The organism is Nonomuraea cavernae (assembly GCF_014646355.1).
GTDB lineage: Bacteria > Actinomycetota > Actinomycetes > Streptosporangiales > Streptosporangiaceae > Nonomuraea > Nonomuraea cavernae.
In genome coordinates, this window is the sequence record NZ_BMNH01000008.1 from 154,742 (window position 1) to 178,908 (window position 24,167).

At 71.3% G+C, this 24,167-nt stretch carries 23 protein-coding genes; 9 read left to right on the forward strand and 14 right to left on the reverse strand.

The genetic code is table 11. The features are described from left to right. Nucleotides 1-23 precede the first annotated feature (23 nt). The gene (locus IEY82_RS16210; protein WP_229697597.1) at nucleotides 24-698 is read left to right on the forward strand and encodes a response regulator; all 675 of its coding nucleotides are present in this window, start codon (nucleotides 24-26) and stop codon (nucleotides 696-698) included. Between the two features lie 114 nt (nucleotides 699-812). On the opposite strand, the gene IEY82_RS16215 is transcribed toward IEY82_RS16210, so the two are convergent. The 6 genes from IEY82_RS16215 to IEY82_RS16240 all read right to left on the reverse strand — a co-directional run bounded on the left by IEY82_RS16215 (nucleotide 813) and on the right by IEY82_RS16240 (nucleotide 7,141). Further along, the gene (locus IEY82_RS16215) at nucleotides 813-1,466 is read right to left on the reverse strand and encodes a response regulator (RefSeq protein WP_189124949.1); all 654 of its coding nucleotides are present in this window, start codon (nucleotides 1,464-1,466) and stop codon (nucleotides 813-815) included. Next, nucleotides 1,463-2,560: a sensor histidine kinase gene (locus IEY82_RS16220; RefSeq protein WP_225262892.1), complete on the reverse strand. Its 1,098-nt coding sequence runs from the start codon at nucleotides 2,558-2,560 to the stop codon at nucleotides 1,463-1,465. The genes IEY82_RS16215 and IEY82_RS16220 overlap by 4 nt, the downstream gene beginning before the upstream one ends. A 13-nt stretch (nucleotides 2,561-2,573) precedes the next feature. Next, complete coding sequence (locus tag IEY82_RS16225) at nucleotides 2,574-4,112, reverse strand: serine hydrolase domain-containing protein (RefSeq protein ID WP_225262828.1); 1,539 nt, start codon at nucleotides 4,110-4,112, stop codon at nucleotides 2,574-2,576. 158 nt (nucleotides 4,113-4,270) lie between these two features. After that, nucleotides 4,271-5,254 carry an NAD(P)-dependent alcohol dehydrogenase gene (locus IEY82_RS16230; RefSeq protein ID WP_189124951.1) on the reverse strand — a complete coding sequence of 328 codons (984 nt, stop codon included), beginning with the start codon at nucleotides 5,252-5,254 and terminating at the stop codon, nucleotides 4,271-4,273. Between the two features lie 106 nt (nucleotides 5,255-5,360). Continuing rightward, nucleotides 5,361-6,011 carry a response regulator gene (locus tag IEY82_RS16235; RefSeq protein WP_189124952.1) on the reverse strand — a complete coding sequence of 217 codons (651 nt, stop codon included), beginning with the start codon at nucleotides 6,009-6,011 and terminating at the stop codon, nucleotides 5,361-5,363. Beyond that, nucleotides 6,008-7,141 carry a sensor histidine kinase gene (locus IEY82_RS16240; RefSeq protein ID WP_229697598.1) on the reverse strand — a complete coding sequence of 378 codons (1,134 nt, stop codon included), beginning with the start codon at nucleotides 7,139-7,141 and terminating at the stop codon, nucleotides 6,008-6,010. The genes IEY82_RS16235 and IEY82_RS16240 overlap by 4 nt, the downstream gene beginning before the upstream one ends. A 96-nt stretch (nucleotides 7,142-7,237) precedes the next feature. Here IEY82_RS16240 and IEY82_RS16245 point away from each other — a divergent pair, with 96 nt between their 5' ends. From IEY82_RS16245 to IEY82_RS16275, 7 genes are all read left to right on the forward strand, one after another. After that, nucleotides 7,238-8,986, forward strand: a complete 1,749-nt coding sequence (locus IEY82_RS16245; protein ID WP_189124954.1) for a serine/threonine-protein kinase — start codon at nucleotides 7,238-7,240, stop codon at nucleotides 8,984-8,986. A gap of 29 nt (nucleotides 8,987-9,015) precedes the next feature. Beyond that, nucleotides 9,016-9,642 (forward strand): hypothetical protein, encoded by a 627-nt coding sequence (locus tag IEY82_RS16250; protein WP_189124955.1) that lies wholly within the window; start codon nucleotides 9,016-9,018, stop codon nucleotides 9,640-9,642. A gap of 5 nt (nucleotides 9,643-9,647) precedes the next feature. Beyond that, complete coding sequence (locus IEY82_RS16255) at nucleotides 9,648-10,514, forward strand: protein kinase family protein (protein ID WP_189124956.1); 867 nt, start codon at nucleotides 9,648-9,650, stop codon at nucleotides 10,512-10,514. Next, on the forward strand, nucleotides 10,511-11,905 hold the full coding sequence (locus IEY82_RS16260; RefSeq protein WP_189124957.1) for a protein kinase domain-containing protein: 1,395 nt from the start codon (nucleotides 10,511-10,513) through the stop codon (nucleotides 11,903-11,905). Before IEY82_RS16255 ends, IEY82_RS16260 begins: the two co-directional genes overlap by 4 nt. Next, the gene (locus tag IEY82_RS16265) at nucleotides 11,902-13,416 is read left to right on the forward strand and encodes a serine/threonine-protein kinase (protein WP_189124958.1); all 1,515 of its coding nucleotides are present in this window, start codon (nucleotides 11,902-11,904) and stop codon (nucleotides 13,414-13,416) included. Before IEY82_RS16260 ends, IEY82_RS16265 begins: the two co-directional genes overlap by 4 nt. Nucleotides 13,417-13,528: 112 nt before the next feature. Beyond that, nucleotides 13,529-14,137, forward strand: a complete 609-nt coding sequence (locus tag IEY82_RS16270; protein ID WP_189124959.1) for a hypothetical protein — start codon at nucleotides 13,529-13,531, stop codon at nucleotides 14,135-14,137. Between the two features lie 239 nt (nucleotides 14,138-14,376). Then, nucleotides 14,377-14,976 carry a neutral zinc metallopeptidase gene (locus IEY82_RS16275; RefSeq protein ID WP_189124960.1) on the forward strand — a complete coding sequence of 200 codons (600 nt, stop codon included), beginning with the start codon at nucleotides 14,377-14,379 and terminating at the stop codon, nucleotides 14,974-14,976. 115 nt (nucleotides 14,977-15,091) lie between these two features. On the opposite strand, the gene IEY82_RS16280 is transcribed toward IEY82_RS16275, so the two are convergent. The 5 genes from IEY82_RS16280 to IEY82_RS16300 all read right to left on the reverse strand — a co-directional run bounded on the left by IEY82_RS16280 (nucleotide 15,092) and on the right by IEY82_RS16300 (nucleotide 19,500). Continuing rightward, a complete protein-coding gene (locus IEY82_RS16280) occupies nucleotides 15,092-16,420 on the reverse strand; it encodes a cytochrome P450 (protein ID WP_225262825.1) in 1,329 nt (442 codons plus the stop codon). After that, nucleotides 16,417-17,040, reverse strand: a complete 624-nt coding sequence (locus IEY82_RS16285; RefSeq protein WP_189124961.1) for a GTP-binding protein — start codon at nucleotides 17,038-17,040, stop codon at nucleotides 16,417-16,419. Before IEY82_RS16285 ends, IEY82_RS16280 begins: the two co-directional genes overlap by 4 nt. Next, nucleotides 17,021-17,377, reverse strand: a complete 357-nt coding sequence (locus IEY82_RS16290) for a DUF742 domain-containing protein (protein WP_189124962.1) — start codon at nucleotides 17,375-17,377, stop codon at nucleotides 17,021-17,023. Before IEY82_RS16290 ends, IEY82_RS16285 begins: the two co-directional genes overlap by 20 nt. Further along, nucleotides 17,374-17,808, reverse strand: a complete 435-nt coding sequence (locus IEY82_RS16295; RefSeq protein ID WP_189124963.1) for a roadblock/LC7 domain-containing protein — start codon at nucleotides 17,806-17,808, stop codon at nucleotides 17,374-17,376. The genes IEY82_RS16290 and IEY82_RS16295 overlap by 4 nt, the downstream gene beginning before the upstream one ends. 93 nt (nucleotides 17,809-17,901) lie before the next feature. Then, entirely contained in the window at nucleotides 17,902-19,500 is a 1,599-nt protein-coding gene (locus IEY82_RS16300; protein WP_225262823.1) for a sensor histidine kinase, read from the reverse strand. Between the two features lie 335 nt (nucleotides 19,501-19,835). On the opposite strand from IEY82_RS16300, the gene IEY82_RS16305 reads away from it, so the two are divergent. After that, nucleotides 19,836-20,300 carry a nuclear transport factor 2 family protein gene (locus tag IEY82_RS16305; RefSeq protein ID WP_189124964.1) on the forward strand — a complete coding sequence of 155 codons (465 nt, stop codon included), beginning with the start codon at nucleotides 19,836-19,838 and terminating at the stop codon, nucleotides 20,298-20,300. An 87-nt stretch (nucleotides 20,301-20,387) separates the two neighbouring features. Here IEY82_RS16305 and IEY82_RS16310 read toward each other — a convergent pair whose 3' ends face one another. The 3 genes from IEY82_RS16310 to IEY82_RS16320 are packed head-to-tail and all read right to left on the reverse strand — an operon-like array spanning nucleotide 20,388 to nucleotide 24,117. Next, nucleotides 20,388-22,766 (reverse strand): xanthine dehydrogenase family protein molybdopterin-binding subunit, encoded by a 2,379-nt coding sequence (locus tag IEY82_RS16310; protein ID WP_189124965.1) that lies wholly within the window; start codon nucleotides 22,764-22,766, stop codon nucleotides 20,388-20,390. After that, nucleotides 22,763-23,248: a (2Fe-2S)-binding protein gene (locus tag IEY82_RS16315; RefSeq protein WP_189124966.1), complete on the reverse strand. Its 486-nt coding sequence runs from the start codon at nucleotides 23,246-23,248 to the stop codon at nucleotides 22,763-22,765. The genes IEY82_RS16310 and IEY82_RS16315 overlap by 4 nt, the downstream gene beginning before the upstream one ends. After that, nucleotides 23,245-24,117: an FAD binding domain-containing protein gene (locus tag IEY82_RS16320; protein WP_189124967.1), complete on the reverse strand. Its 873-nt coding sequence runs from the start codon at nucleotides 24,115-24,117 to the stop codon at nucleotides 23,245-23,247. The genes IEY82_RS16315 and IEY82_RS16320 overlap by 4 nt, the downstream gene beginning before the upstream one ends. Between the last annotated feature and the right edge of the window lie 50 nt (nucleotides 24,118-24,167).

Sequence of the window (24,167 nt, forward strand, 5' to 3'; positions counted from 1 at the left end):
TGTGGTGAGATATGCCGATTCGTATGATCATCGTGGATGACCACCCAGTCGTCCGGGACGGGCTGCGTGGGATCTTCGCCGACGACGACGCCTTCGAGGTCGTCGGCGAGGCGGCTGACGGGCCGGAGGCACTCGTGGTGGCCCTGCGGACCGATCCCGATGTCGTGCTCATGGACCTGCGGATGCCGAAGATGAGCGGGGCGGAGGTCATCCGCCGACTCCGCGAACAGACGCCTGGCATCCATGTGCTGGTCCTGACCACGTTCGACAACGACGCCGACGTCCTGCCCGCGATCGAGCAGGGCGCCACCGGCTATCTGCTCAAGGACACCCCGCGCGCCGACCTGCGCCGCGCCGTGCGGGCGGCGGCTCGCGGTGAGACGGTGCTGTCCCCCTCCGTAGCCGGCGCGCTGGCGCACCGGGCGCGCACGTCCGAACAGCGCACGTCCGAACAGCGCACGTCCGAACAGCGGACACTGAGCCGCCGCGAACTCGAGGTGCTCGGGCTCGTCGCCCGTGGCGCGACCAATCGGGAGGTCGCCGCGAAACTGTTCATCACCGAGGCGACGGTGAAGACGCATCTGGTGCACCTCTTCGCCAAACTCGAGGTGAACGATCGGGCGGCCGCGGTCGCGGCGGCTTATGAGACCGGCCTGCTCAAGCCGAGCGCCGATGTTCGCATGGGGGACAGCGGTTGAACAACTGTCGCGATCTTCGCGGCGGCGGTGTCGGCAGGGATGGCCTCTCGACCCGACGGCACGGTGACCGCTCGCGATCTCACGCGTCGCCGGGAGTCGCGAGCCCCCGGAGGGTCACTCCGTGATGAGACCGGCCTCATGGGCGAGGATGGCCGCCTGCACCCGGTTCCTGAGGTCGAGGCGGGTGAGAATCGCGCTGACGTGGCCCTTGATCGTGCCCTCGACCAGGCCCAGCCGGTTGGCGATCTGGGTGTTGGACAGTCCGGCGCCGAGCAGGGTCAGAACATCGCGTTCCCGGTCGGTCAGTGCCTTCACCTTGGCGCGGGCCGCCGTGGCGCGGCTGAGTCCGGTGGACCGGAGTTCGCTGATCACCCGCGCTGCCATCTTCGGGGCGAGGTAGGCGCCGCCACCGGCGACCGCATGGACGCCCGCGATCAGTTCACGCGGATCGCCGGACTTGAGGAGGAAGCCGCGAATGCCGTCGTCGAGTGCCCGAGCCAGGTAGGCATCGTCACCGAAGGTGGTGAGGATGGCCACGGCGATCGCCGGCGCCGCGCGGATGATCTCGGCGCCGGCGGCCAGGCCGTCGAGGCGGGGCATGCGGATGTCGAGCAGGGCGACGTCGGGCCGGTACGCGAGCGCGAGTTCGATGGCTTCCCGCCCGTCGCCGGCTTCGGCGATCACCTCGATATCCGGGTCGGTGGTGAGAATGGCACGCACCCCGGCCCGGATCATCACGTCATCGTCGGCCAGCAGGACCCGGATCACGACGCACCCGTGTGCGGGAGCGTGGCCACGATCTCGAACTCGTGGTCCCGTGGCCCGGCTTGGAGGGTTCCGCCGACGAGCCGCACCTGCTCGCGTAGTCCCACCAGGCCGGTGCGTCCTCCGGTGCCCCGCCGCGCGTCCGGTGGCAGACCGTTGGTGATGGTGACCACCGTGGTGTCGTCCTCGGTCGCCAGTCGCACTCGCACCGCAGCCCCCGCCGCATGCTTCGCGGCGTTGGTCAGCGCCTCCTGGACGACGTGGTGGGCGGCCCGGCCGATCATCGGCGGGAGGCGCCGTACGCCGTGCCACTCCAGGGAGGCCGCCAAGCCGGACCGCACGGCCCGGTCGACGAGGTCGTCGATGCGATCCTCCGAGACCGGGTGCAGGGGCGAGGGCTCGCCGTCGCGCATCAAGGTGAGGATCTCGGCCAGCCGTTCGGTCGCCAGCCCGGCGTCGGCTCGCAGCCGCGCGACCGCCGCCCGATGGCGCTCACTGAGCTCGGGAGCCATCTCAAGCGCTCCGGCCCGCAGCGCCAGCAGGCTCAGCTCGTGCCCGAGCGTGTCGTGCATGTCGCGGGCGATGCGGTTCCGCTCCTGCAGGCGGGCACGCTCGGTGGCCATGGCGGCCGCCTCGGTCTGCTGACGGATGGACCGGCCCAGCACCCACGGCAGGACCACCGTCAGGACGAGCAGCAACCCGGCGCTCCACACGTCACCCGTGATCAGGCCGAGCGGGACGTACAGCGTCGCCCCCACCGCGAACACCACCAGTGCGGGAGCCGATCGGGGCATCCGCCGGCCGGCCAGGAGGCTGATCACGAAGATCGCTCCACCGACCGCGGCGCTCCACACAGGTACGGCGTCGCGCATGCCCAGCGCCGTCGCGATGCTGGTGGCCGCGCACACCCCCAGCGAGATCACCGGGTAGGTCCCGAGCAGTGCCACGGCCGCGATCGGCGCCAGCAGGGCACCCGCCCACGCCCATGGCGGCAACTCGGCGTAGGACAGCGCGATGACGATCAGCAGTGCCGCCAGCACGGTCAGTGCCCACGGCGGGGCGGGTGACCTCGCCGACCAGCCGCGAGCGTGATCCATCACGGCACTGACCCTATCTTGGGGCGATTTGAGCGAATACGTCCCGTGTGACCGGGCTGTCGGCCGACCGGCGTAGGTGGGCAAGAGCGACAACTCGGGTGATCAGCACGCTGACGTTCATCAGTGCCGCGACCGCGGCCCAGGTGACCAGCGCCACCGAGTAGTAACAGAGCTGCACGAAGGTGAGGTCCCGCCCGCCGCCGACGATCCCGCCGAGCAGGTCCGGCAGGACGGTCAGGAGGGCGAGGGGGATGAGCCGGGGCAGCAGCCGCAGGACGAGCCGCCAGGAGGGCCGGCCGGTGAGTCGTTCTGCCCACGCCCGCGTCCGGCGCAGGTTGCGGACCCCGAGGAACACGCTCAGCAGGGTGAGGCCGGCCAGCGTCAGGTCGACGATCAGCCGCACCGGGACGCCGGGCGACGGCTCGCCGCCGGTCACGAGGGTGGCCAGCTCGTCCGCCAGTGATCCGATGCCCTCGTTGACCAGGCCGATGCCGCTGTTGCCGATGACCGCGATGCCGTAGCCGCCGGGGAGCAGCAGCTGTTCGGCGGTGTAGGTGAACCAGACGCCGCTGTGGCGCACGCGTCCCTTCTGGTCGACGTTCCAGCCCATCCCGTACGTCCACCGCTGGTCCGAGGAGGTGTGCATGGCCGCGATGCTCGAGGCCGACACCGGCTGCGTGCCGTTCGCGGCCCGGCCCGCGTTGCTGTGCACGATCAGCCACTTCGCCAGGTCCGCGGCGGTGGTGACCACGCCGTCGGAACCGTTGACGAACCGTTTCGGCTCGGTGACGGGAATCGGCACTCCGTAGGCGTAAACGAATCCCTTGCGCACGTCACGCGGCAGGTCGCGGGGGGTCTGGTCGATCGTGACGGTCGCGCGCATGCCGATCGGCTCGAACACGTGACGCCGCAGATAGTCCGCGAACGGCTCGCCCGCGACGGCCTCCACGAGCCGGGCGGCGAGATGATAGTTCGTGTTGGTGTAGGAGTACTTCGTGCCGGGATCGACGGCCAGCGTAGCGTCGTGGGCTCGCGTCATGGCGCCCGCCAGCGAGTCCGGCTGCGGCAGGCTCTTCTCCGGAAGTGTGCTGTCGGTGATGCCGGAGGTCTGGTTCAGCAGGTCGCGTACCGTGATCTGCTCGCCCCGAGAGTCGCTGATCCGGAAGTCGGGCAGGTAGTCGCGCACCGGCGCGTCCAGCGTCACCTTCCGCGCCTCGACCAACTGCATCACAGCGAGTGCGGTGAACGACTTGCTGACCGACGCCGCCGGCATCGGCGTCGTCGCGGTCACCGCGGCACCGGACGAATCCTTGCCGTATCCACCCGTGTACAGCACCTGGTCACCCTTGCTGATCGCCACGGCGATGCCCGGATAGCCCGCGTTGCGGGCGAAGTCGGACACCACCCGCTGGATCGTCGCCTCGTCCGGTTCTCCCTTCGCGGATGCCGGGCCCGGCACCGCCAGAATCACCAGACCGGCGACCACCGCGGTCGCCGCCCGCCCCACACCCCGCCACCGGTTCTTGCCCTGCCACTTCTTGCTCTGCCACACAACGTGCTCCGATCGTCTCGTTGACGTCGGCAACGCTAGATATCGCGAAACCCCAGGACAGGACCCGAACGACAGGGACCACCCCTGACTTTCGTCAGGCCCTGAACCAAGAGGACCGTCGGTTCGTGCTGCACAGGACGCGGGCGCGGTGCCGGCCGTCAGATCGTGATGACGACCTTTCCCCGGGCGCGCCCTTCTTCCTGGTACCTGACGGCCGCCGGAACGTCCTCGAAGGGGTAGGTCCGGTCGATGACCGGAGTGACCTTCCCGGTCTCGATGAGCTCGGTCAGCGTCAGCAGGTTGCGCTTGTTCTCCGTGCACCGGACGACGTCCGCCCGGACTATCCGCTGGGACACGAACGGCGACGCCGCGAGCGTCGAGAACATGCGGCCGACGGGCCGCAGCCAGCGGCCGGCCTGTCCGCCGACGATGACGTGGGTCCCCTTGGGGGTCAGCGCCCGCCGGCAGGCCGCCCCTGGGTGGTTGCCCGCGTTGTCCAGCAGGAGATCGTAGCGCCGGCCGTTCCGGGTGAAGTCCTCCCGGGTGTAGTCGATGACCTCGTGCGCCCCGATCGATCGGGCCAGGTCCAGGTTCCGCGTGCTGCAGACGCCGGTGACCTGCGCGCCGAAGGCCCGGGCGAGTTGCACGGCGAACGTGCCCACGCCACCCGAGGCGCCGTTGACGAGGACCTTCTGTCCTGGCTGGACTCGTCCCTGGTCGCGCAGGGCCAGCAGGGCGGTGTTGGCCGCCATGGGCACGGCCGCCGCCTGCTCGTACGTCAGGTTCTTCGGCTTCGGCGCCAGCTCGTCCTCCCGTACGCAGACGTACTGGCTGAAACCGCCCTGCTTGGGCATGGCGAACACCTCGTCGCCGGGGCGGAACTCCGTCACGTTCCGGCCGACCGCCTCGACCACTCCGGCCACGTCGGCACCCAGGATGTCGATCTTCGGCTTGCGTAGCCCGAGGCCGCCCATCAGGCGCGCGACGTACGGTTCTCCCCTCATGAAGTGCCAGTCGTACGGCTGGACGGAGGTGGCGCGCACCTGGACCAGCACCTCGTCGTCGGTGGGCACGGGCGTGTCGACGTCGGTGAGTTCGAGGACGTCGGGTGAGCCGTACGAGCGTAGGACGAACGCCTTCATCGCATACTCCTCAGCTACTGCGGGGAAGTTCAGCGTAGAAGCCGGACACCAGGGCGTTCATCAGCCGAAAGTACGCCCAATTGGCGGACGATCGGCCAGGTCACGGCTACACCCGATTGGTCTCGTACGCCCACATGGCGATCTCGACGCGGTTGCGGGCCCCGAGCTTGGCCATCAGGCTGGCGATGTGCGACTTGACGGTGCTGAGGGAGATGTGAAACTCGTCGGCGATCTCGCTGTTGGTCCGTCCGCGCGCCACGGTGGCCAGGATCTGCTCCTCCCGGTCGGTGAGCGCCTCGCCGGGGCGCGCCGGCGGTGAGGCGCGCCCGGTGCGGGCGAAGGCGCCGAGCAGCCGGGCGGTGATGCTCGGGGCGATGAGCGCGTCGCCGTCGGCGGCGGCGTGGACGGCCTGGGAGAGCAGCTCGGCGCCCGCGTTCTTGAGCAGGAACCCCCGGGCACCGGCTCTCAGCGCGGCGTAGACGTAGTCGTCGAGGTCGAACGTGGTGATGACGACGACGGCGAGGGGGTCATCGACGTCCGGCCCGGCGAGGGAACGGGTGGCCTCGATGCCGTCGAGACCGGGCATGCGAATGTCGAACAGGCACACGTCAGGGCGAAGGCGCCGGGCGAGCTCGACGGCTCGACGCCCGTCGGCGGCCTGGCCGACGACCTCGATGTCCGGCTGGGCGTCGAGGATCATCGCGAGCCCGGTGCGGACGATCTCCTGGTCGTCGGCGACGAGCACCCGGATGCTCATGTCACCGACCCGGTTCGGGGGAGCACGGCGGTCACGGTCCAGCCTCGATTCGGGCCGGGGCCGGCTTCGCAGGTGCCGCCCAGCAGGTCAGCGCGTTCGCTCATGCCGATGAGCCCGTATCCCTTCGACGTGGTCGGACGTACGAGGCCGCCGTCGTCGCTCACCCGCAGGCGCACCGAGGTGTCGTCGGCGGCGACGCGAACCTTGATGCGGCTGGCCTGGCGGGCGTGCCGTCGGGCGTTGGTGACCGACTCCTGGGCGATGCGGTAGATCGCGGCCTCGACCGACGGGGGGAGGTCACCGAGGTCGCCCGAGATCTCCACGTCGACGGGCGGGCCGGAGTGGTCTCGGCCGGCGAGCTGTTCGAGGTCGGTGATGCGACGGCCGGGCGCCAGCTCCGCGGGCCGGTCCAGGCGCAGGACCCGGACCAGGGCGCGCATCTCGTCGAGGGCGCGTGCCGCCTCGGCCTCGATCATGTGGAGTGCCTCGGTCGCCGCGCCGGGCCGCGACGCCGACGTGGCGATGCCGGCCTGTGCCCGGATCGCCATCGCCGAGACGTGATGGGCGACGGTGTCGTGCAGGTCGCGGGCCAGCTGTTCGCGTTCGAGCAGCTTGATCTGGTCGAGCTCGCGCATTCTGGCCCGGGCTCGGTAGCGGAGCGTTCCGCCCAGGGCGAGGGCCGAGAACGTGACGGCGAACGCGGCGACCATGTCGCCGGGGGCGAGGCGACCCAAGAACAGCGAGAAGGAGACCGCCACGAGCATGATCGTCAAGCCGGTCACGATCTCGCGTCCCGATCCCCACCGGCACAACGAGTAGAACAGGACCAGGACGTACGCCATCGTGTACGTGTCCATGGCGTCGCCGTCCATCAACAGTGGAGCCAGGCTGGTGGCGACAAAGACGATCATGACCATCAGGAGCGGCCTGGTGCGGCGCCACAGCAGTGTCGGCACCAGCCCGACGGTGACGGTCACCGAGACGACCCGCCACGGAAGGTCGGCCCGCAGCACGCCTTCGAGCACCGCGACCGCCGCGAGCACCCCCACGAGTGCCCAGTCCCGCCACACCCGCCGTGGCGGATCGGGTGGGCGCGGCTCGTCCCACACCGAGCGAAAAAGGGCGAGCACGGAAAACATGGTACGTCCGCGAGGCTCGGCCCGGGAGCGGCCGAAGTCTCGCCATTTCTGGATCAAACGTGAAGATGACGGCTAATCTGCTGATTTATGATCTTCGGTCCAGACTCCGTTCTGGCGGGGCGCTACCGGCTGCGCGGGCCTCTCGGATCCGGGGGCATGGGCAGGGTCTGGCTGGCCCACGACGAGCTCCTTGAGCGGGACGTGGCGGTCAAGGAAGTCACGCTGCCCGCGGGGCTGGACGCCGCCGAACGGGCGGAGGCCTATGAGCGAGTCCTGCGCGAGGCGCGGACCGCCGCCCGGGTGCGGCACCCAGGGGTCGTCGCCCTGCACGACGTGATCTCCGAGGACGGCAGACCGTGGCTGGTCATGGAGGTCCTGTACGGCAGGTCGCTGAAGGAGGCGGTCGAGGAGGAAGGGCCGCTGCCCGTCGGGCGGGTCGCGGCGATCGGCGGCGAGGTGCTCGCCGCGCTGGCCTTCGTGCACGAGGCCGGGGTGCTGCACCGGGACGTGAAACCGGCCAACATCTTCCTCCACGAGGATGGCCGGGCCGTCCTCACCGACTTCGGCATCGCCACGATCGAGGGCCAGGTGACGATCACCGCCGAAGGGGTGCTGGTCGGATCGCCCGGCTACATGGCGCCGGAACGCCTGCACGGCGAGCCTGACGGGCCGGCGTCGGACCTGTGGTCGCTGGGCGCCACGCTCTACTCCGCCGTCGAGGGCGTGCCACCGTACTCGGGTGACATGCCGACGGCGGTGCTCGCGGCGGTGCTGACCGAGCAGCGGCGCCCGCCGGTGCTGTCGGGGCCGCTGGCCCCCGTGCTGATGGGCCTGCTGGAGCGGCGTCCGGAAGACAGGCCGGATGCCGCCACGGCCGGCGCGATGCTGGCGGAGATCGCCACAGCGGACGGGCCGGCCCGCCCCGGCGTGAGGAAGGAGGCCGCGCCCGGTGACACTGAGCCCGCGAGGGGTGGCGCGATCGAGGTCACGCGTGGTGAGGCCCGCGCCCGGGTCGCGCGTCATGGCACGGTGGCCGGTGGCCGGCGCCGGCTCCTGACCGCCGCAGCGGTCCGTCGCCGGGGCGGGGCGGGGCCTGGGGTGCTGCTCGTGGGGACCGTGATCGCCAGTGCGCTGGCGGCCACCGCGGGCTTCTCGTTCGGCGCGCCGGGCACGGCGGCCTCGCCCGCCGCCGCCACTCAGCCGCCGGCCGACCCGAACGACCAACCGGGCAGGTTCGGGATCCCCGTCAGACTGTGCGAGCTGCTCACTCCCGAGCAGGTACGACAGTTGCTCCCGAAGGTCGCCGATCCAGCCGGAAAGTCGAGCGGCAACAGCTGTTCGTGGACCGCGAGAGGGCCAGGGCATCGCTTCAAGAAGGGGGACGCGATGCCCGCGGGTTCCGACACCGTCCTGCGCTTCAGGAAGGCGACCGTCCTGCCCGAGGGATCCGGGGTGTCGGTGGACATCATGGGCGGCGAGCCGTGGGGCGGGAGCCCGAACAAGGCCCACCGGACCTTTGTCGGTGAGCGGTCCAAGTATGCGGACACCAGCTCGTGGGTGCTCATGGAATGGCCGCAGATCGGCATGAAAAGGACCACGGCTCGGACGTCGATCGCCACGCCGGTCACCGGGGTGGGTGAGGAGGCGTTCCTCGTGCACACCAACGACCGCTGGATGGGCGGCCGGGTGGGGACCGACGTGACCTTCAGGACCTCCAACCTGGTCCTCAGGGTGAGCTATTTCAACATCAACGAGGCCGACGACGCCGAACTGATCGAGCGGCGGGCACGGACCGCGGCTCAGTGGATCGTGGTCGCTCTCAACCGCGGGGGATGAGCCGATGACACACGACGGGGGATGAGCCGATGACACGAAGGAGAGGTGTCGCCGTCTCCAGAACCGTGGCCGTTCTGGCGGTGGTGTTCCTGATCGGGGTGGGCGCGGCCGTCGCCGTGCTCTACGGTCGGCTGCCCGCCGCCGCCGCTCCCGGCCGCACTTTTCCTCCTCCTGAGGCGCCGGTCACGGCCGAGCCGGTTTCCGGGCCCTTCACCGAACTTCCGTACGCCTGTGGCCTGCTCACGAAGTCGCAGTTCGGCGAGCTGGTCCACGAACCGTTCAGCCGGCGCGACGGGCGCGGCGGGTGTGAGTGGGACTCCCTCGACGACCCGGCGAACCCCCGGGACGGCTTGGCGCTCAGGTTGCGGCTGCTGCCGAACGAGGCACGCGCCAGGGAGTACTTCCAGGCGCTGCGAACGGACGCGGAGGAACCGCCGCTCGTCGCCGGGCTCGGTGACGAGGCGTACGCGGCGCGCGGCGACATGAGCAGCGCGTTGCCGGGGTTCGGCCGGCGCATGGTCGTCCGGCTCGGAAACCTGATCGCCGAGATCGACTACAGAAGGTACGGCGCCACCGCCGACCGTGACGGGCGGCTGGAACGCGGTGCCCGGCAGGCCGCCACCTGGGCGGTCCAGGCACTGAGGCGGCTGAGGTGAGTCCCGTGACGGAGCAGCGCGTACTGGGCGGACGCTACCGGCTGGTCGCCCGGTTGGGCGGCACCGACGTCTGGCGGGCCCGTGACGAGTCGCTGCGCAGGGACGTCGCGGTCACCCAGGTGGCGGGGAGGTCCGCGGCGGACCTGGCGGCGGGTTTCGCCGCGGCGGGCGAGGCGGTGCGGGGCCGCGCGATCGCTCTCACCGCCGTCCACGACCTCGTGGTCGACGGGGACACGCCATGGCTGGTGATGCGGCTCGACCCGCGAGGCAGGCGGACCCGGGCGCTCGCGGTGGCAGCCGTCTGCGCGGCCGCCGTCGCCGTGACGGCCACGACGCTCGCCGTCGCCACCGCGCGGCCCCCGCACTTCAGCACGCCGCCTCAGGCCTGCGACCTGCTCACCGTCGAGGACCTGCGGACGCTGGTCGCGCAGGCCCAGAAGACGGCCCGCGCGTCTTCCCCTCCCGACCCGGCGATGAACCAATGTCAGATCACCTCAGGGGACGCCGCGATCGGGGCGGCCCAGCGGCCCACCATGACGGTCTGGGTCACATGGCGCGGGGACGACGAGGACAAGGCCGGCTCGGACCTGGCCGACCGGCGGCAGAACGCGGAGAACGTCCGCAAGAAGTACCTTCCCGAGGGTCCCGCCGACCGGCACCTGATGCCCGTGTCCGGTCTCGCTGACGAGGCGTTCTACCTCGGTGGCGTGACGGAGAGCGGCCTGTTCGTCTCCATGGTCGGCTACCGCTACGGCGCCGTCGTGGTCGACGTCCACTACCTTCGGCTGAACGGCACGCGGGAGGAGGCCGGCCCGATGAAGGAGCGTCTGGTCGAGCTGGCCCATCGGAGCCTGGAGGGCCTGGAGCGGTGAACGACAGGTACCGGCTGCACGTCCCGCTCGGGGCGTACGGGATGGGCACCGCCTGGCTGGCCTACGACGAACTGCTCGCCCGCGACGTGCTGGCGCAGGAGTTGCCCGTCCCCGCCGGAACCGATCCGGCCGAGTGGCGGGAGCACGTGATCGAGCGGATCGGCGCCGTCGACGCCATCAGGAACGCCCCGGTCGCCGTGGTGCACGACCTGGTCACGGCCGACGACGACCGGCTGTGGACCATCACCGGCCTCGAAGACGGCACCAGCCTGGCTCAGGTGCTCGCCGACCAGAGGCGGCTGCCCGTCGAGCAGGTGGCCGCGCTCGGGCTGGAAGCGCTGGCCGCCCTCACCGCGGCCCACCGGCGGGGCCTCGTGCACGGCGCCGTCACTCCGGCCACCGTGGTGATCAACGGTGACGGCCGGGTCAAGCTCGCGGGGTTCGGCGGTGGCGGCCGGACCGGGGCTTTCGTCGGCGTCCCGGGCTTCACCGCGCCCGAGTGTCTGACGGGCCCGCCCGTCCCGGCCTCGGACCTGTGGTCGCTGGGGGCCACTCTGTACGCCGCGGTCGAGGGCGTGCCCCCGTACCGGCGGGCGACCGCGCTGGCCACCACGAGTACGACGCTCACCGGGCGGCCGCGCGAGCCGGCGCACGCGGGCCCGCTCGCCCCACTGCTGGAAGCGCTGCTCGGGAAGGACCCGCTGACGAGGCCCCGTCCCCGGACGATCAGCAGCCGGTTGCGCCGGATCGCCGCGGGCCGGCCGGTCCGCGAACCGTTGGTCGTCCCCAGGAGCGTCGTCGCCGCCGTGGTCGCCTGCTCCGTCGTGCTGGCCTGCGGAGCCGGGGTGCTCGGCGCCCGGGTGAAGGCGGGGGCCGACGCGGAGCGGGCCGCGAACTCCCGGGGCAGCTTCGTACGGGTGCCGGTCGCCTGCGGCTTGCTCACCGACGCCCAGTTCGCCGCCCTCGTCCCCGCGCCGACCATCGACGACGAGGAAACGACCGGCCCGAATCCCGCCGTGTGTCGTGGGGACACGGCCCTGGGGGCGGGCGTTCCGGAAGGGCTGAAGCGCAGAGTCAAGCTCGTGCTCCAGCACCACCCGCCCGCCGAACTGGCCGGCAGTCGCGAGCTCTTCAGGAGGGAGAGCGAGGACGCCCGGACGCGAGTGGGAGGCACAGGTCACCGCCCGCTGCCCGGCCTGGGTGACGAGGCGTACACCTACCAGCTCCGTGACAGCGACCGGCTCTCCCAGGTGGTCATGGTGCGGGTGAGCAACGTGGTGGCCGAGATCGTCTACTCCGGTCGGATCAAGGACGATCCGGAGGGCCGCCTCGCGGCCGGTGGGCTGCGTGCCGCCCGGTGGGTCGCGGACGCGCTCGCCAGGCGAGCATGACCGAGCGCCTGCTGGCCGGCCGCTATCGGCTCGTCCGGCTGCTCGGAGCAGGCGGGATGGGCGCCGTGTGGCAGGCCAGGGACGAGTTGCTCGATCGCGAGGTGGCGGTCAAGGAGGTGCGCCCGAAGGGCGCCGTGTCCGCGGACCGGCTGGCTGAGCTGCGCGAGCGCGCCCTGCGCGAGGCCCGCGCCGCCGCGCGGCTCCGGCACCCGGCGATCGTCACCGTCCACGACGTGCTGGAGGAGGAGGGCCTGCCGTGGATCGTCATGGATTTGATCGCGGGCCGTTCTCTGGAGGAGGTGGTGCGTGCCGAGGGGCGGCTGCCGCCCGCCCGGGTCGCCGCGATCGGGGCGCGGGTGCTCGACGCGCTCACCCAGGCGCATCGGCGGGGGATCCTGCACCGCGACGTCAAACCGGCCAACATCATGATCGGGCCGGACGGGAAGGCGCTGCTCACGGACTTCGGCATCGCGGCGTTCGTCGGCGACCTGGGGCTGACCTCGCCGGGCGCCCTGGTCGGCTCGCCCGGATACATCGCGCCCGAACGGCTGCTGGGCGAGGATGACGGGCCCGAGGCGGACCTGTGGTCGCTGGGTGCCACGCTGTACGCGGCGGCGGAGGGGCAGGCACCTTTCCACCGGGACACGCCGATGGCGGTGCTCGCCGCGGTGCTCACTCAGCCGCCACGCGAACCGTCCTTCACCGGGCCGCTCGCCGGCTTGTTGCTCGGGTCGCTGGCCAGGGATCCCGCCGACCGCCCAGACGCCGACCGGCTCCGGCGGGATCTCGGCAGGATCGCCGACGGCCTGCCGGTCGACGCCGCCAGGCCCGAACCACCCACCCCGGCGCCCGAGGTGGACCTACCGGAGACCAGGCCGGACGGGTCTGCGGACGGAGAGCGGACGAGCGGTCGGCGGCGGGCCGCCGTGGCGGCCGGCGCGGTGGTGCTGGCCGGGACGGTCGCGGTGAGCGTGGTGGCGTCACGTGAGCAGCCGGGGGCGACGCCGCCGGCCGCGTCTTCGCCGGCGACTCTCGAACCATGTGGGCTGCTGACCCTTGGCCAGGTGGAGACCCTCCTACCGGCCCCGCGCCAGCCGACCCCCTCGGCTGGAGGGTGCGCGTGGTCGGCGGACGCCGGTGATCTCACCGTGACGGTCGAGACCTTCCCGCCGCGGCAGGGCAGGACCGGGCCGGAGACGGCGCGGGAGATCTACACAGCCCGCCGGGAGACCGACATGTCCCGGGCGCGGTCCGGCGGTCTGCTCGGACCCGAGCCGGGAGACCTGCCGCCGAGAGACGTGGCCGGCCTCGGGGACGAGGCCTTCGCCGTCGAAGGTGTCGGTCTGCTCGACAACGCCACCAGCACCGTCGTGTTCAGGGTCGGTGACCGGCTGGTGAAGCTCCACTACTCGAAGACCTTCGCCAAGGGCGGGACCCCCACCGTGACCGAGGCGCATCAGGAGGGTGTGCTGTCGGTCGCCCGCCTGGTCGTCGACGCGCTCCGGCGCTGACCGGTCGTCCGGTGGAGCCCGCTGAGACCGGAACTCCGTTCGTCTGTCGTGCCTCACGAAGATCAGATAGAAAACCAGCATGGCCAGGTCTCCAGCACGCTTCGTTCAGTGGGTGGCAGCGAACATCGATGCCGTCATGGCGGTGATTCTCGCGTTAGGCATAGGCATGATCGGGATTCTTCCCGAAGAGGTGCTCGGAGGGCCGGAGGACTCCTCTCAGCTCATCAGCGCCGCCGGCCTGCTGGCGCTGGGAATCGTCGCGACCGTGATACTCCGTCACCAACTCCGCGTGGATCGACGGTTCGATCATCTAGAAAGTCTCGTCGAAGAAGTCGCGCCCCGCAAAAGCACCTCGATCGCAAGTGACGACGAAAGCCTTGAGGTGCGCTTCAAAGACCTGGCGCTCCGCCTGGAAGGCACTTTCGCCGAACTCGCGGATCTCGAAGCGGCCATGCACGCACGTGCCGCCGTGGCCAGACGACTCGCGGCCGAAGCTGAAACGAACCGGCTGGAGGCCGAGTCAAGCAGGGAAGCCGCGCAGTTGCGCAAGGAAGAAGCCGACGCCTTCGACCGCCTTCTCGGAACCAAGATCGACGCCGTCGCGGAGAAGGTGGATCAACGGGGGAGGAGAACTCAGCGACGATACATGTTGGCAGGCGTGGCCTTCGGGTTGGCCGCCTCCGTGATCCTGGACGTGGTCAAGGCTCAGCTGGGTAGCTGAAGGCGCCGCGACCTTTCCGGTCGGCTCAACTCGCCCAAAGCCACCTTGCTCCTATGATGTCGATCATGCGTTTATCTCCCCTTCTTGCAGGTTGCGTAGCTTTCTTGCTTTTACTCTCCGGTACGGCCCACGCGACCGCCTACCCCATCAAAGATCGCGTACTGACCCATAACAAGCTGTATCGCAGCGGCAAGCTCGCACCGAGAGCGTGTCCTGAGCGGGAGATCAAGGCGAACGACGTGCCTTCCGCCAAGAGGTATCTGACCTCGGTGCTGAACTGCCTCAACACCTCCTGGGCGGCCCATTCGAAGCGGGCGGGGCTGCCCTTCGCCAAGGCCAGGATCGGCTTCATCACCAAACCGCGGCGCTACTGCGGAGGCTCCTGGGGGAAGGCCGCGGCGATCTACTGCGGCGCGGAGCGGCGCTTCCTCGTCCTGCTGGATGACGACACGCTCTCCAACCCCTGGGACCTGTTCAACTTCCAGATCGTCACCCACGAGTACGGGCACCACGTGCAGCACCTCACCCGGATGGCGCGCGCGTTCGACTACTACCCGTACAAGGGCAAGAAGGAGCTGAACGAGCAGATCCGGCGCAACGAGTTGCAGGCCGAGTGCCTGGGTGGCGTCTTCATGCGCAGCTTCTGGGACTCGCTGGACCGGACGCGGGACGACTGGGACGAGCTGCTCGACATCACGCGCGAAAGCGGCGACGAGTGGACCAAAGCCCGCGACCACGGGAAGGGCCGCAACATCGCCGCCTGGCTCGACAAGGGCTTCCGCGCCGGGTCGCCGGCGGCGTGCAACACCTGGACGGCCCCGTCGTCCAAGGTCTCCTGATCCAAGGTGTCCCGATCCAGAGGGTCCTGATCCAGGGTGTCCCGATCCAGGGTGTCCCGATCCGCGGTGGACGAAGAACGGCGGGCCTGAGCCGAGCCTGGCCTGGTGCGCGGCATCAGCGGAGGTCGGCCCAGGAGTGGGGTGAGGGCGGACCGGCCGGCATGGTGGGCGCGAACTGGACGGGCAGCGACTCCAGCGCGCGGATCCAGATCGAGCGGCGCCACCGCAGGTCCGCCGGCTCCACCTCCAGGCGCACGTCCGGCAGGCGGTCCAGAAGCACCTCCACCGCGGTCTTGGCGATGATCTCGCCCAGCTCCGGGCCGGGGAAGGGGCAGCCGTACTCGCCGTGGCTGAAGGCCATGTGCGCGCGGTTCGGCCCGGAGAACGTGGACGCGGCCGGCTGGACCTGGGGGTCGGCGTTGGCCGCGGCGAGGCTGAGCACCAGCAGGTCGCCCCGGCGGATGCGGTGCCCGGCCAGCTCACAGTCCTGTACGGCGTAGCGGGCGGGTGTGTTCTGCATCGGCGGGTCCTTCCACAGGACCTGGTTCAGCGCCTCGGAGACGCTGCTGCGCCCGCCCTGGAGGTCCATCTGGAACTGGTCGTCGACCAGCATGAGGCGCAGCGTGTTGCCGATCCAGTTGGAGCTGGTGCCGTGGGAGGCCATCACCAGCGCCATCGCGTCCTGGACGATCTCGTCGTCGGTGAGCCGCGCGGAGTGCGCCAGCAGGATCGACATGAGGTCGCGGCCGGGCTGGGCGCGCTTGCTCTCCATGAGCCGCGCCATGCGCCCGACGATGGGCCCGAGCATCGCGTGGGCGTCCTCGCCGCCGTCCATCACGATCTTGATCTCCTCGGCCATTTCGGGCGCCTCGCTCTCGGACATGCCGAAGAGCCGGGCGACGACCTGGGCCGGGATGCGGTAGGCGTACTGGGAGATCAGGTCGGCCCGGCCGTCGCCCGCGAAGGCGTCGATCACCAGGTCGGCGATCCTCTCGCAGACGAGGGTCAGCTCGGTGCGGTCTATCGCGTCCAGCGCGTCGCCGAGGGCGCCGCCGCGCCGCATCCGCTCCGCGCCCTCGGTGAACACCATCGTCGGCGACCAGCTCACGTACATGCGCAACGGCCAGTCCGGCGGCACGATCTCGCGCAGGTTCCAGCGCCTCGGGTCGCGGCCGAACAACTGCGGCTGGCTGGTGACGTGGTGCAGCTCGCGGTAGCCGACCACGAGCCAGGCCGGGACGTCGCCGTCGAGAAGGACGGGGACGACGGGCCCGTACGCGCGGCGCAGCTGCTCGTAGAGGGGACCGGGGTCGTCGTACGTCTCCGGCTCGTACAGGCGTGCCGCGTCGGTGTGGTCGGGGTATCCGTCCAACAGGCCCCCGCTGTGCGGGGAGGACCCGGCGGAGTCGGCGGAGTCGGCGGGCGAGGCGGGGAGCTTGGTCACGGAGTGCTCTCTCGGACGGGCGACAGGTCGTGCATGCGGGCGAGGTGTTCCACGAGCGTGATCAGCACGGTCTTGCACGAGGACCGCTCCCGCGCGTCGCAGTCGACGATCGGGACCTCGGGCGACAACGCCAGCGCGTCGCGCACCGAGCTCAGGGCGGGCCCGTCGGCGAAGCGGTTGACGGCGACCACGAACGGCATCCGGTGGTGCTCCAGCCGGTCGATGGAGTAGAACGACTCCTCCAGGCGGCGGGTGTCGACCATGACGACCGCGCCGAGGCTGCCGGCGAACAACTGGTCCCATACGAACCAGAACCGTTGCTGGCCGGGCGCGCCGAACAGGTACAGCACCATGCTGGAGTTGAGCGTGATCCGGCCGAAGTCGAAGGCGACCGTGGTCGTGGCCTTGGTACGCACCCGGCTCGCGTCGTCGATGCCCACGCTGGCCTGGGTCATGACCTCCTCGGTGCTCAGCGGCTGGATCTCGCTCACCGAGCCGACCATGGTCGTCTTGCCGACGCCGAACCCGCCGACGATCACGATCTTGAGGGCGTCGACGGCGGTCTCGCGCAGTGGCGCCCGCACGCCGGCCGCAGGCTGGTCAGAGGTCGTGGAGGGCAATGAGCACCTGCTTCAGGAGTTCGGGATCCGGTTGTCCGGCCTGCGTGGCGGCCGACGGATGGCGGACGGTGATGCGGCCGGTGTCGAGCAGGTCGCGCAGCAGGATCTTCACCACGCTGACGGGCAGCCGCAGCTCGGCGGAGATCTCCACGACCGCCGTCGGCCGCCGGGTCATCCGCAGGATCTTGACGTGCTCGGACTGCATGCCGGGAGTCGGGCGGCATTCGCTCACGACCAGGGAGACGGAGTCGAAGGCCGTCTCGTCGGCGCGGGTGCGCCCGCCGGTGACCGTGTAGAGCCGGTCCGGGTCCTCCTGGTCGATGGCCCGCCTCGTCATGGGCGCTCGCCGCTGGTCTCCGCCTGGCGTGGCGCGGCCGTGAGGTAGACGCCGATCTGCTCCACCAGCTCGTTCATGTTGTGCGCGATCAGCCCGACCTCGCCGTCCTCCTCGGCGACCACCGCCAGATGGGCGCCCGCCCCGGCCGGCACGATGAGCAGCAGCCCTCCGGCGAACTCGACCATCGCCTGCCCCGCCCCGATGCTGTCGCCGAACTCGGCCGAGGCGCTCAGCGACAGGCTCTGGATCCCGGCGGCCAGGGCGGCGAGCTGGTCGGCGCCGTCGCGCTCCAGGCCGGTGGTGTAGCACATCTTGAGGCCGTCCCTGGTCAGCACCAGCACGTGCCTGATCCCCGGGGTCTTGGTTCTGAGGTTCTCCAGCAGCCAGTCAAGGTTGCGATCGGTACTGCGCGAAGCGTCGATAGTGCTCATCGAAACGACGGGGCGCCCTCCGGCGCGGGCGCCGGCGTGACCGCCCCTGCCTCCTATCTGTGATCGATAAGTTCCGGTAGCCGCGGGTGGGCGTCAGTCGTCGCCCGGGCCCGGGGAAGAGCCGCGCCCGCGCGCCCCCGCCTGGCGGAAGGCGGCGAACCTCGCCGCCGAGTCACGCCCTTCCCGTACGGGCCCCGCGATCCGCGCCTGTCGGCCCTTGGTGGCCTCGGCCAGTGTCTGACCCCGTCGCCGCCTCGGCAGGAGGCCGTCGTCGTCCTCGGCCGGTCCTTCCTGGGCGGGGATGGCCACGGCGGCCACGGAGGCCGGCACGGCGGGGCGGGCCGGCTCGATCGCGGGTGGGGCGGTGTCCTGCCTGGGCTGGGTGATCAGCAGGCGGGGGATCAGCACGACGACTCCGGTGCCGCCTCGGGCCGACGGCCGGAAGCTGACCGTCAGACCGTACTTGTCGACCAGGCGACCGACGACCGCGAGGCCCAGCCGGGTGCCGGACAGCGTCCGCAGGTCGAGCGGCTCGCTCACGAGCCTGGTGGCGTGGTGCCGCTCGCGCGGGCGCATGCCGAGGCCGCTGTCCTCGATGGTGATCACGACACCGGCGTCCTCCTCGTCCACGTACACGTGAACCTCGGAGCCGTGCGCCGAGAACGCGGCGGCGTTGTCCATCAGCTCGGCCAGCGCGTGCATCACGCCCTCGGCCGCGTATCCGGCCACGGCGACGGTGCTGGTGGAGTGCAGGCGGATGCGCCGGTAGGCGCCGACGCGGCCCATCGCGCCCCGCAGGACGCTCTCCATCACGATCGGCCGGGTCCACCGGCGGCCGGAGCGACCGCCGCTCAGCAGGGCGACGTTGTCCGCCAGCCGGCTCATCTGGGCGATGCGGTGGTCGAGCTCCAGCAGGTCGGCGAAGACCTCCTCCTGGTCGCCGTACAGCTCCTCCAGCTCGCGCAGCCGGGCGAGCAGGCTGGTGGCCTGGGCCTGTACGCGGGCCGCGGCGCCGGCGCAGGCCGCCATGACCGCGGCGCCCCTGCGCTCGCCCTCGTCGAGCCGGCGTGCCGTCTCGGCCAGCAGCTCGCGCAGCGGGGTGTGCACCGGCTGGCGCACCTCGGCCAGGGCGGCGGTCGCCGACAGCCGGTCGGCCTGGATCCGCTTGACCAGGTCGGGCAGCGTCTCACCGGTCACCCGGGAGATCTCGGACTCCATGGCCGAGCGGGACGCCTGGGCCATGGTGCGCTCGCGTTCGAGCACGTCGAGCTCGTGCCCGATGGCTTTGAGCAGGCTGGGCAACGCGCCGTCCTGAGGCTGGACGACGCGGGTAAGGGCGTCGGAGACCGAGACCCCTCCGCGCACCTGACGTCCCAGCGCGGGCAGCGACTCCTCGGTCAGCTGCAGCACCTCGCGCTCCAGCCGGGCCAGCCGCGCGGCGATCGACCTGGCCTGCTCGCGTGAGCGGCGCCCGGCGGCCGCGTAGTGGACGACGGCCGCGGTGGTGCCGGCGAGCAGCGCGGCCGAGACGCCACCGACCAACGCCATCACGCCTTTGGCCTCGGCGGTGACGGAGGACACCGCCCACAGCCACACACAGGCCATGATGATCAAGGTGCCGAGAAAGGCGATGACCGCCAGCTCCCTCGGCGAAAGCCTTCGCTGTGTCCGGCGGGGTGCTTCTGCTGGCATCGGCGGTCCTTGGGGGCGTGGCGGCGAGGCATGGCCGAGCCGCGTCGAACCTGCTCCCCTCGCGCGACAGGTCGGTTGCGTGGCCGCTTCGCGACGGAGCGCAAGGGAACAGGCGCACACGCTAGCACCACGCGCACAGCCAAGAACAGACAAGCACCTTCAAATCATGCGTTGCCCCTTTAACGCACAAAGAGTCAACACATGGGTCGATTTGGCCTGGCCAGGTGGGCTGGTGATCAAGGTGGAGTTCCGGTGGCCTCAACGATCGGCCAAAGGGGTACAGACCGCCTGTTCGCCTACGATGGCGGGACAATCCGCGACTATAAGCTGATCGCATGACGAGACCGCCGCTGCCGCCGTTCACCTTCGAGACCGCCACCCGGAAAGTGCGACTGGCGGAGGACGCGTGGAACACCCGCGACCCCGAGAAGGTGGCCCAGGCCTACACGATCGACTCCGCCTGGCGGAATCGCGCGGAGTTCGTCAACGGGCGCGACGAGATCGTCGCGTTCCTCACCCGCAAGTGGGCGCGAGAGCTGGAGTATCGGCTCGTCAAGGAGCTCTGGGCGTTCCAGGAGAACCGGATCGCCGTGCGTTTCGCGTACGAGTGTCACGACGATTCCGGCAACTGGTTCCGTTCCTACGGCAACGAGAACTGGGAGTTCGACGGCGAGGGGTTGATGAAGCTGAGGTACGCCTCCATCAACGACCTGCCGATCCGGGAGTCGGAGCGCAGGTATCACTGGCCGCTGGGCCGCCGCCCGGACGACCACCCGGGGCTGAGCGACCTCGGGTTGTGAACATCCCCGGGCGCATACCCCGGGGCGCACCCCGGGATCCGCACCCCGGGATCCGCACCCCGGGATGCGGATCCCGGGGTGCGGACCTCACACCCCTGCTGCGGCCATCAGCTCGTCAGGGTCCGCGATCACGTTGTCACGCCAGCCGGGCCCGATGTGCCGCAGCTCCACGCCCTCGCTCTCACGGCCGAGGACGAGGCCGAGGACACGCTGCGGGGTCAGCGGGATCTGTGACACCGGCCGCCCGATGGCGTCGGCCACCGCGCAGGAGACCGCCGCGGCCACGTTGAGGATGGGCACCTCGCCGGCGCCCTTGACCCCGAGCGGGCCGAACGACGGAGCTCCCTCGTACATGTCGAGCTGGACGGGTACGACGTCACCGGACAGCGGCATGCGGTAGGTCTCGAACCCGGTCTGGCGCACCTTCCCCCGCGCGTCGATGGTGATCTCCTCGTGCAGCGCGTAGCCCAGGCCCTGGACGACGCCGCCCTGCACCTGGCCGCGGACGGCCCTCGGGTTGATGGCCCGGCCCACGTCCTGGACGACGCGGTAGGCCAGCACCTCCACGTGGCCGGTGTCCGGGTCGACGGCCACGTCGCACTCGTGCACGGCGAAGACGGGCAGGTCCAGCGCGCCGATCATGTGCCCGGCCGCGCAGCCGGACATCGGTTGCACCCCGATGCCGGTGAACGAGCCGGAGCCGGAGATCGGCCCGGACACCTGCTGCGCCCGCTCGGCCACCTCGCGCAGGGTGATCCGTGCCGACGGCACTCCGTTGACGGCCACGTGGCCGTCGGTGAGGACCAGGTCATCGGGTGACGCTTCCAGCATCTCGGCGGCGAGGTCGAAGACCTTCCGGCGCACCTCGTCGCAGGCCGCGACGCCGGCCGCGCCCAGGGAGACGGTCGTCCGGCCGCCGCCGACGCCGCCGTCGTACCCGGCCGCGTCGGTGTCGGCGGCCCGGACCGTGACGTCCTCCGGTCGCAGGCCCAGCGAATCGGCGACGAGCTGCGGGATCGCCTGCATGGTCGATCCGGAGCCGATCTCGACGCCGGCGGTGACCAGGGTCGCCGTGCCGTCGGGGTTGAGGTTGACGGTGGCGGCGGAGGGGCCGACGAAGATGAACCAGGTGCCGACGGTGGTCGCCGTCCCGTAGAGGCGGCCGTCGTCGGCCCGTTCCACCGGGGCGGCGGAGTCGCGCAGCGCGACCATCCGGTCGATCATCGGGGCCAGCACGTCGCCCTCGAAGACCTGCCCGGTGGATCCGAGGTCGCCGTCGCCGAGCACGTTGCGCCGCCTGAACTCCACCCGGTCCATGCCGATGGCGGCGCAGATCTCGTCCGTGTGCCGTTCGAGGGCGGCGGTGCAGTAGGTGCCGTTGCAGGCGCGGAAGGCGCCGTTGGGGGGCGTGTTGGTGTAGACGGCCCGGCTCACCAGGCGCACCGCGCCGAGCCGGTAGTTTCCGCCGAGCGTGTGGGCGGTCATGCTGGTCAGGAACGGCTGCTCGCCGCCGTAGGCGCCGCAGTCCATCAGGACGACGGCCTCCCGGGCGACGATCTCGCCCGACTCGGTGACGGCCGACCGGATCCGGATCTCCGCGTTCTCCCGGCACAGGGCCGTCTGCATCTCCTCCTGACGGCTGTTGACCAGCTTGACCGGCCGCCCCGCGGCCCGGGCGAGCAGCGCGGCGAACGGTTCGAGGCTCACCTCGAACTTCATGCCGAACCCGCCGCCCACCGGCGGGACCACCACGCGGACGTCGGCCTCGCGCACCCCGAGGAGGCGGGCGGTGGAGTTGCGGACCGACCAGGGCACCTGGGTGGACGTCTGGATGACGAACCGGCCGTTCTCGTAGCCGGCCACGCACGCCCGGGGTTCGAGCGGGGCCTGGTTCTGCCGGCCGGCCACGAACTCCGTCTCGACGATCCGCACGTCGTCGCGGGCGAAGGCGGCGTCGGTGTCGCCGCGCACCACGGTGGCCTCCCAGCCGATGTTGCGGCCCCGCCGGCCGCCCTCGACGAGCACGTCGTAGTCTTCCCAGCCCGGATGGAGGTCGCGGGCGTCGTCGGCCAGGGCCTGCGCCATGGTGACCAGAGGGGTGTACTCCTCGACCTCGACCACGATCGCCGAGGCCGCCGCGCGGGCCTGGTCGAGGGTCTCCGCCGCGACCGCCGCGACGGGCTCGCCCAGGTAGCGGATCTGGTCGACGGCGAACAGCGGGTGGTCGGCGATGGTGATGCCGTAGCGGCCGGGGGCGTCGGCCGCCGACACCACGGCCCGCACCCCGGGCATGCGGCGGGCGGGCTCCAGGTCGATCGACACGATGCGGCCCGCCGGGACCTCCGAGCGGCACAACGCCGCGTGCAGCAGCCCGCCTTCGGCCGCGTCGACCGTGAACACCGTCCGGCCGCGCAGTTTGTCCTCGGCGTCGCGGCGGGGCAGGTCCGCTCCGATGACGTCGCTCATGACGCGTCCTCCTCCACTGCCGCGCCGGCGGCTCGGGCCGCAGTGAGAGCGGCGTCCACGATGCGCTCGTATCCGGTGCACCGGCAGATGTTGCCGACCAGGGCCTCGTGGACGTCACGCCGCTCGGGGCTCGGGTTGGTCTCCAGCAGCGCGGTCAGCGACATCAGCATCCCGGGGAAGCACATGCCGCACTGCACCGCGTCGTTGTCCTTCATCGCCTGCTGCAGCGGGGACAGCGCGCCGGCCGGGTCGGCGAGGGACTCGACGGTGCGGACCGACCTGCCCTCCGCCAGGCCCACCGGCACCAGGCAGGAGGCCACCGCGTCGTCGTCGACGAACACCGTGCAGGATCCGCAGAACCCCTCGCCGCACGCCGCCTTCGTGCCGCGCAGATGCAGCTCCTCGCGGAGCACGCCGGACAGCGGGGTCATCGGGTCGGCGTGCACCCGGCGCGGCTCTCCGTTGACGAACAACTCGGTCACGTCCTGTCCCTTCCGTGCGACTCCAGCGCTCGTACGGCACGGCCGACGACCGTCGGCAGCACCTGCAGTCGGTACCAGCCGTCCGCCTCCACCGAGGTGCGCGGGGTGAAGGCTCCGGCGAGCTCGCGGGCCGTACGGACCGCTTCGTCCGCGTCGAGCGGCCGGCCGGTCATCGCGGCCGCCAGCTCGGGCCACAGCCGGGCCACGGGCTCGACCGAGCCCACGGCGACGGTGGCCGACTCGACCACGCCCGCGTCGTCGAGCGTCGCCGCGACGCTGACGATGGCGACCGGGTAGTCGCCCGCGCGCCGCAGCGTGAGGCGGGCGTGCGCGGAGACGACCGGCGCGAGCGGCACCGACACGTGGGCCAGCACGGTCCCGGGCGGCAGGTTGTCACGGCCGGCCAGGAACCCGCTGAGCGGCGTGGTCGTGATGCCCGCCGGGCCCGCCAGCACCACCCTGGCCGACAGGCTGAGCAGCGCGGGCGCCAGGTCGGCCGCCGCGAAGTCGCGGGCGCAGAGGTTGCCGCCGACCGTGGCCTGACGCCTGACGGACGGGTTGGCCGAAGTCGCCGCGGCCTGCCGGAGCGCCTCCAGCGCCGGGTGGCCGGCCAGCGCCTGGGCGAGCCGCGCGTGGGTGACGGCGGCGCCGATCGTGAGGGTGGCGCCGTCGTCGTCGATCCGCCGTAGCTCCTCGATCCGGGCCAGCGAGACGTACTCGCGGTGGAACGGCTCGCCACGTGAAGGACTTCTCATGATCCAGGTGGCGCCCGCGATGGGAGCGGCGTCGGGGCCGGCCACCGCCAGTCGTTCGACGGCGTCGTCCAGCGAGGTCGGCTGGTACAGGCTGGGCGCGGTCGGAACCGTCATCGAGAACCTCCTTGTCTGGTGGCCGACGGCCCCCGCCGTCCCTCGGCGGA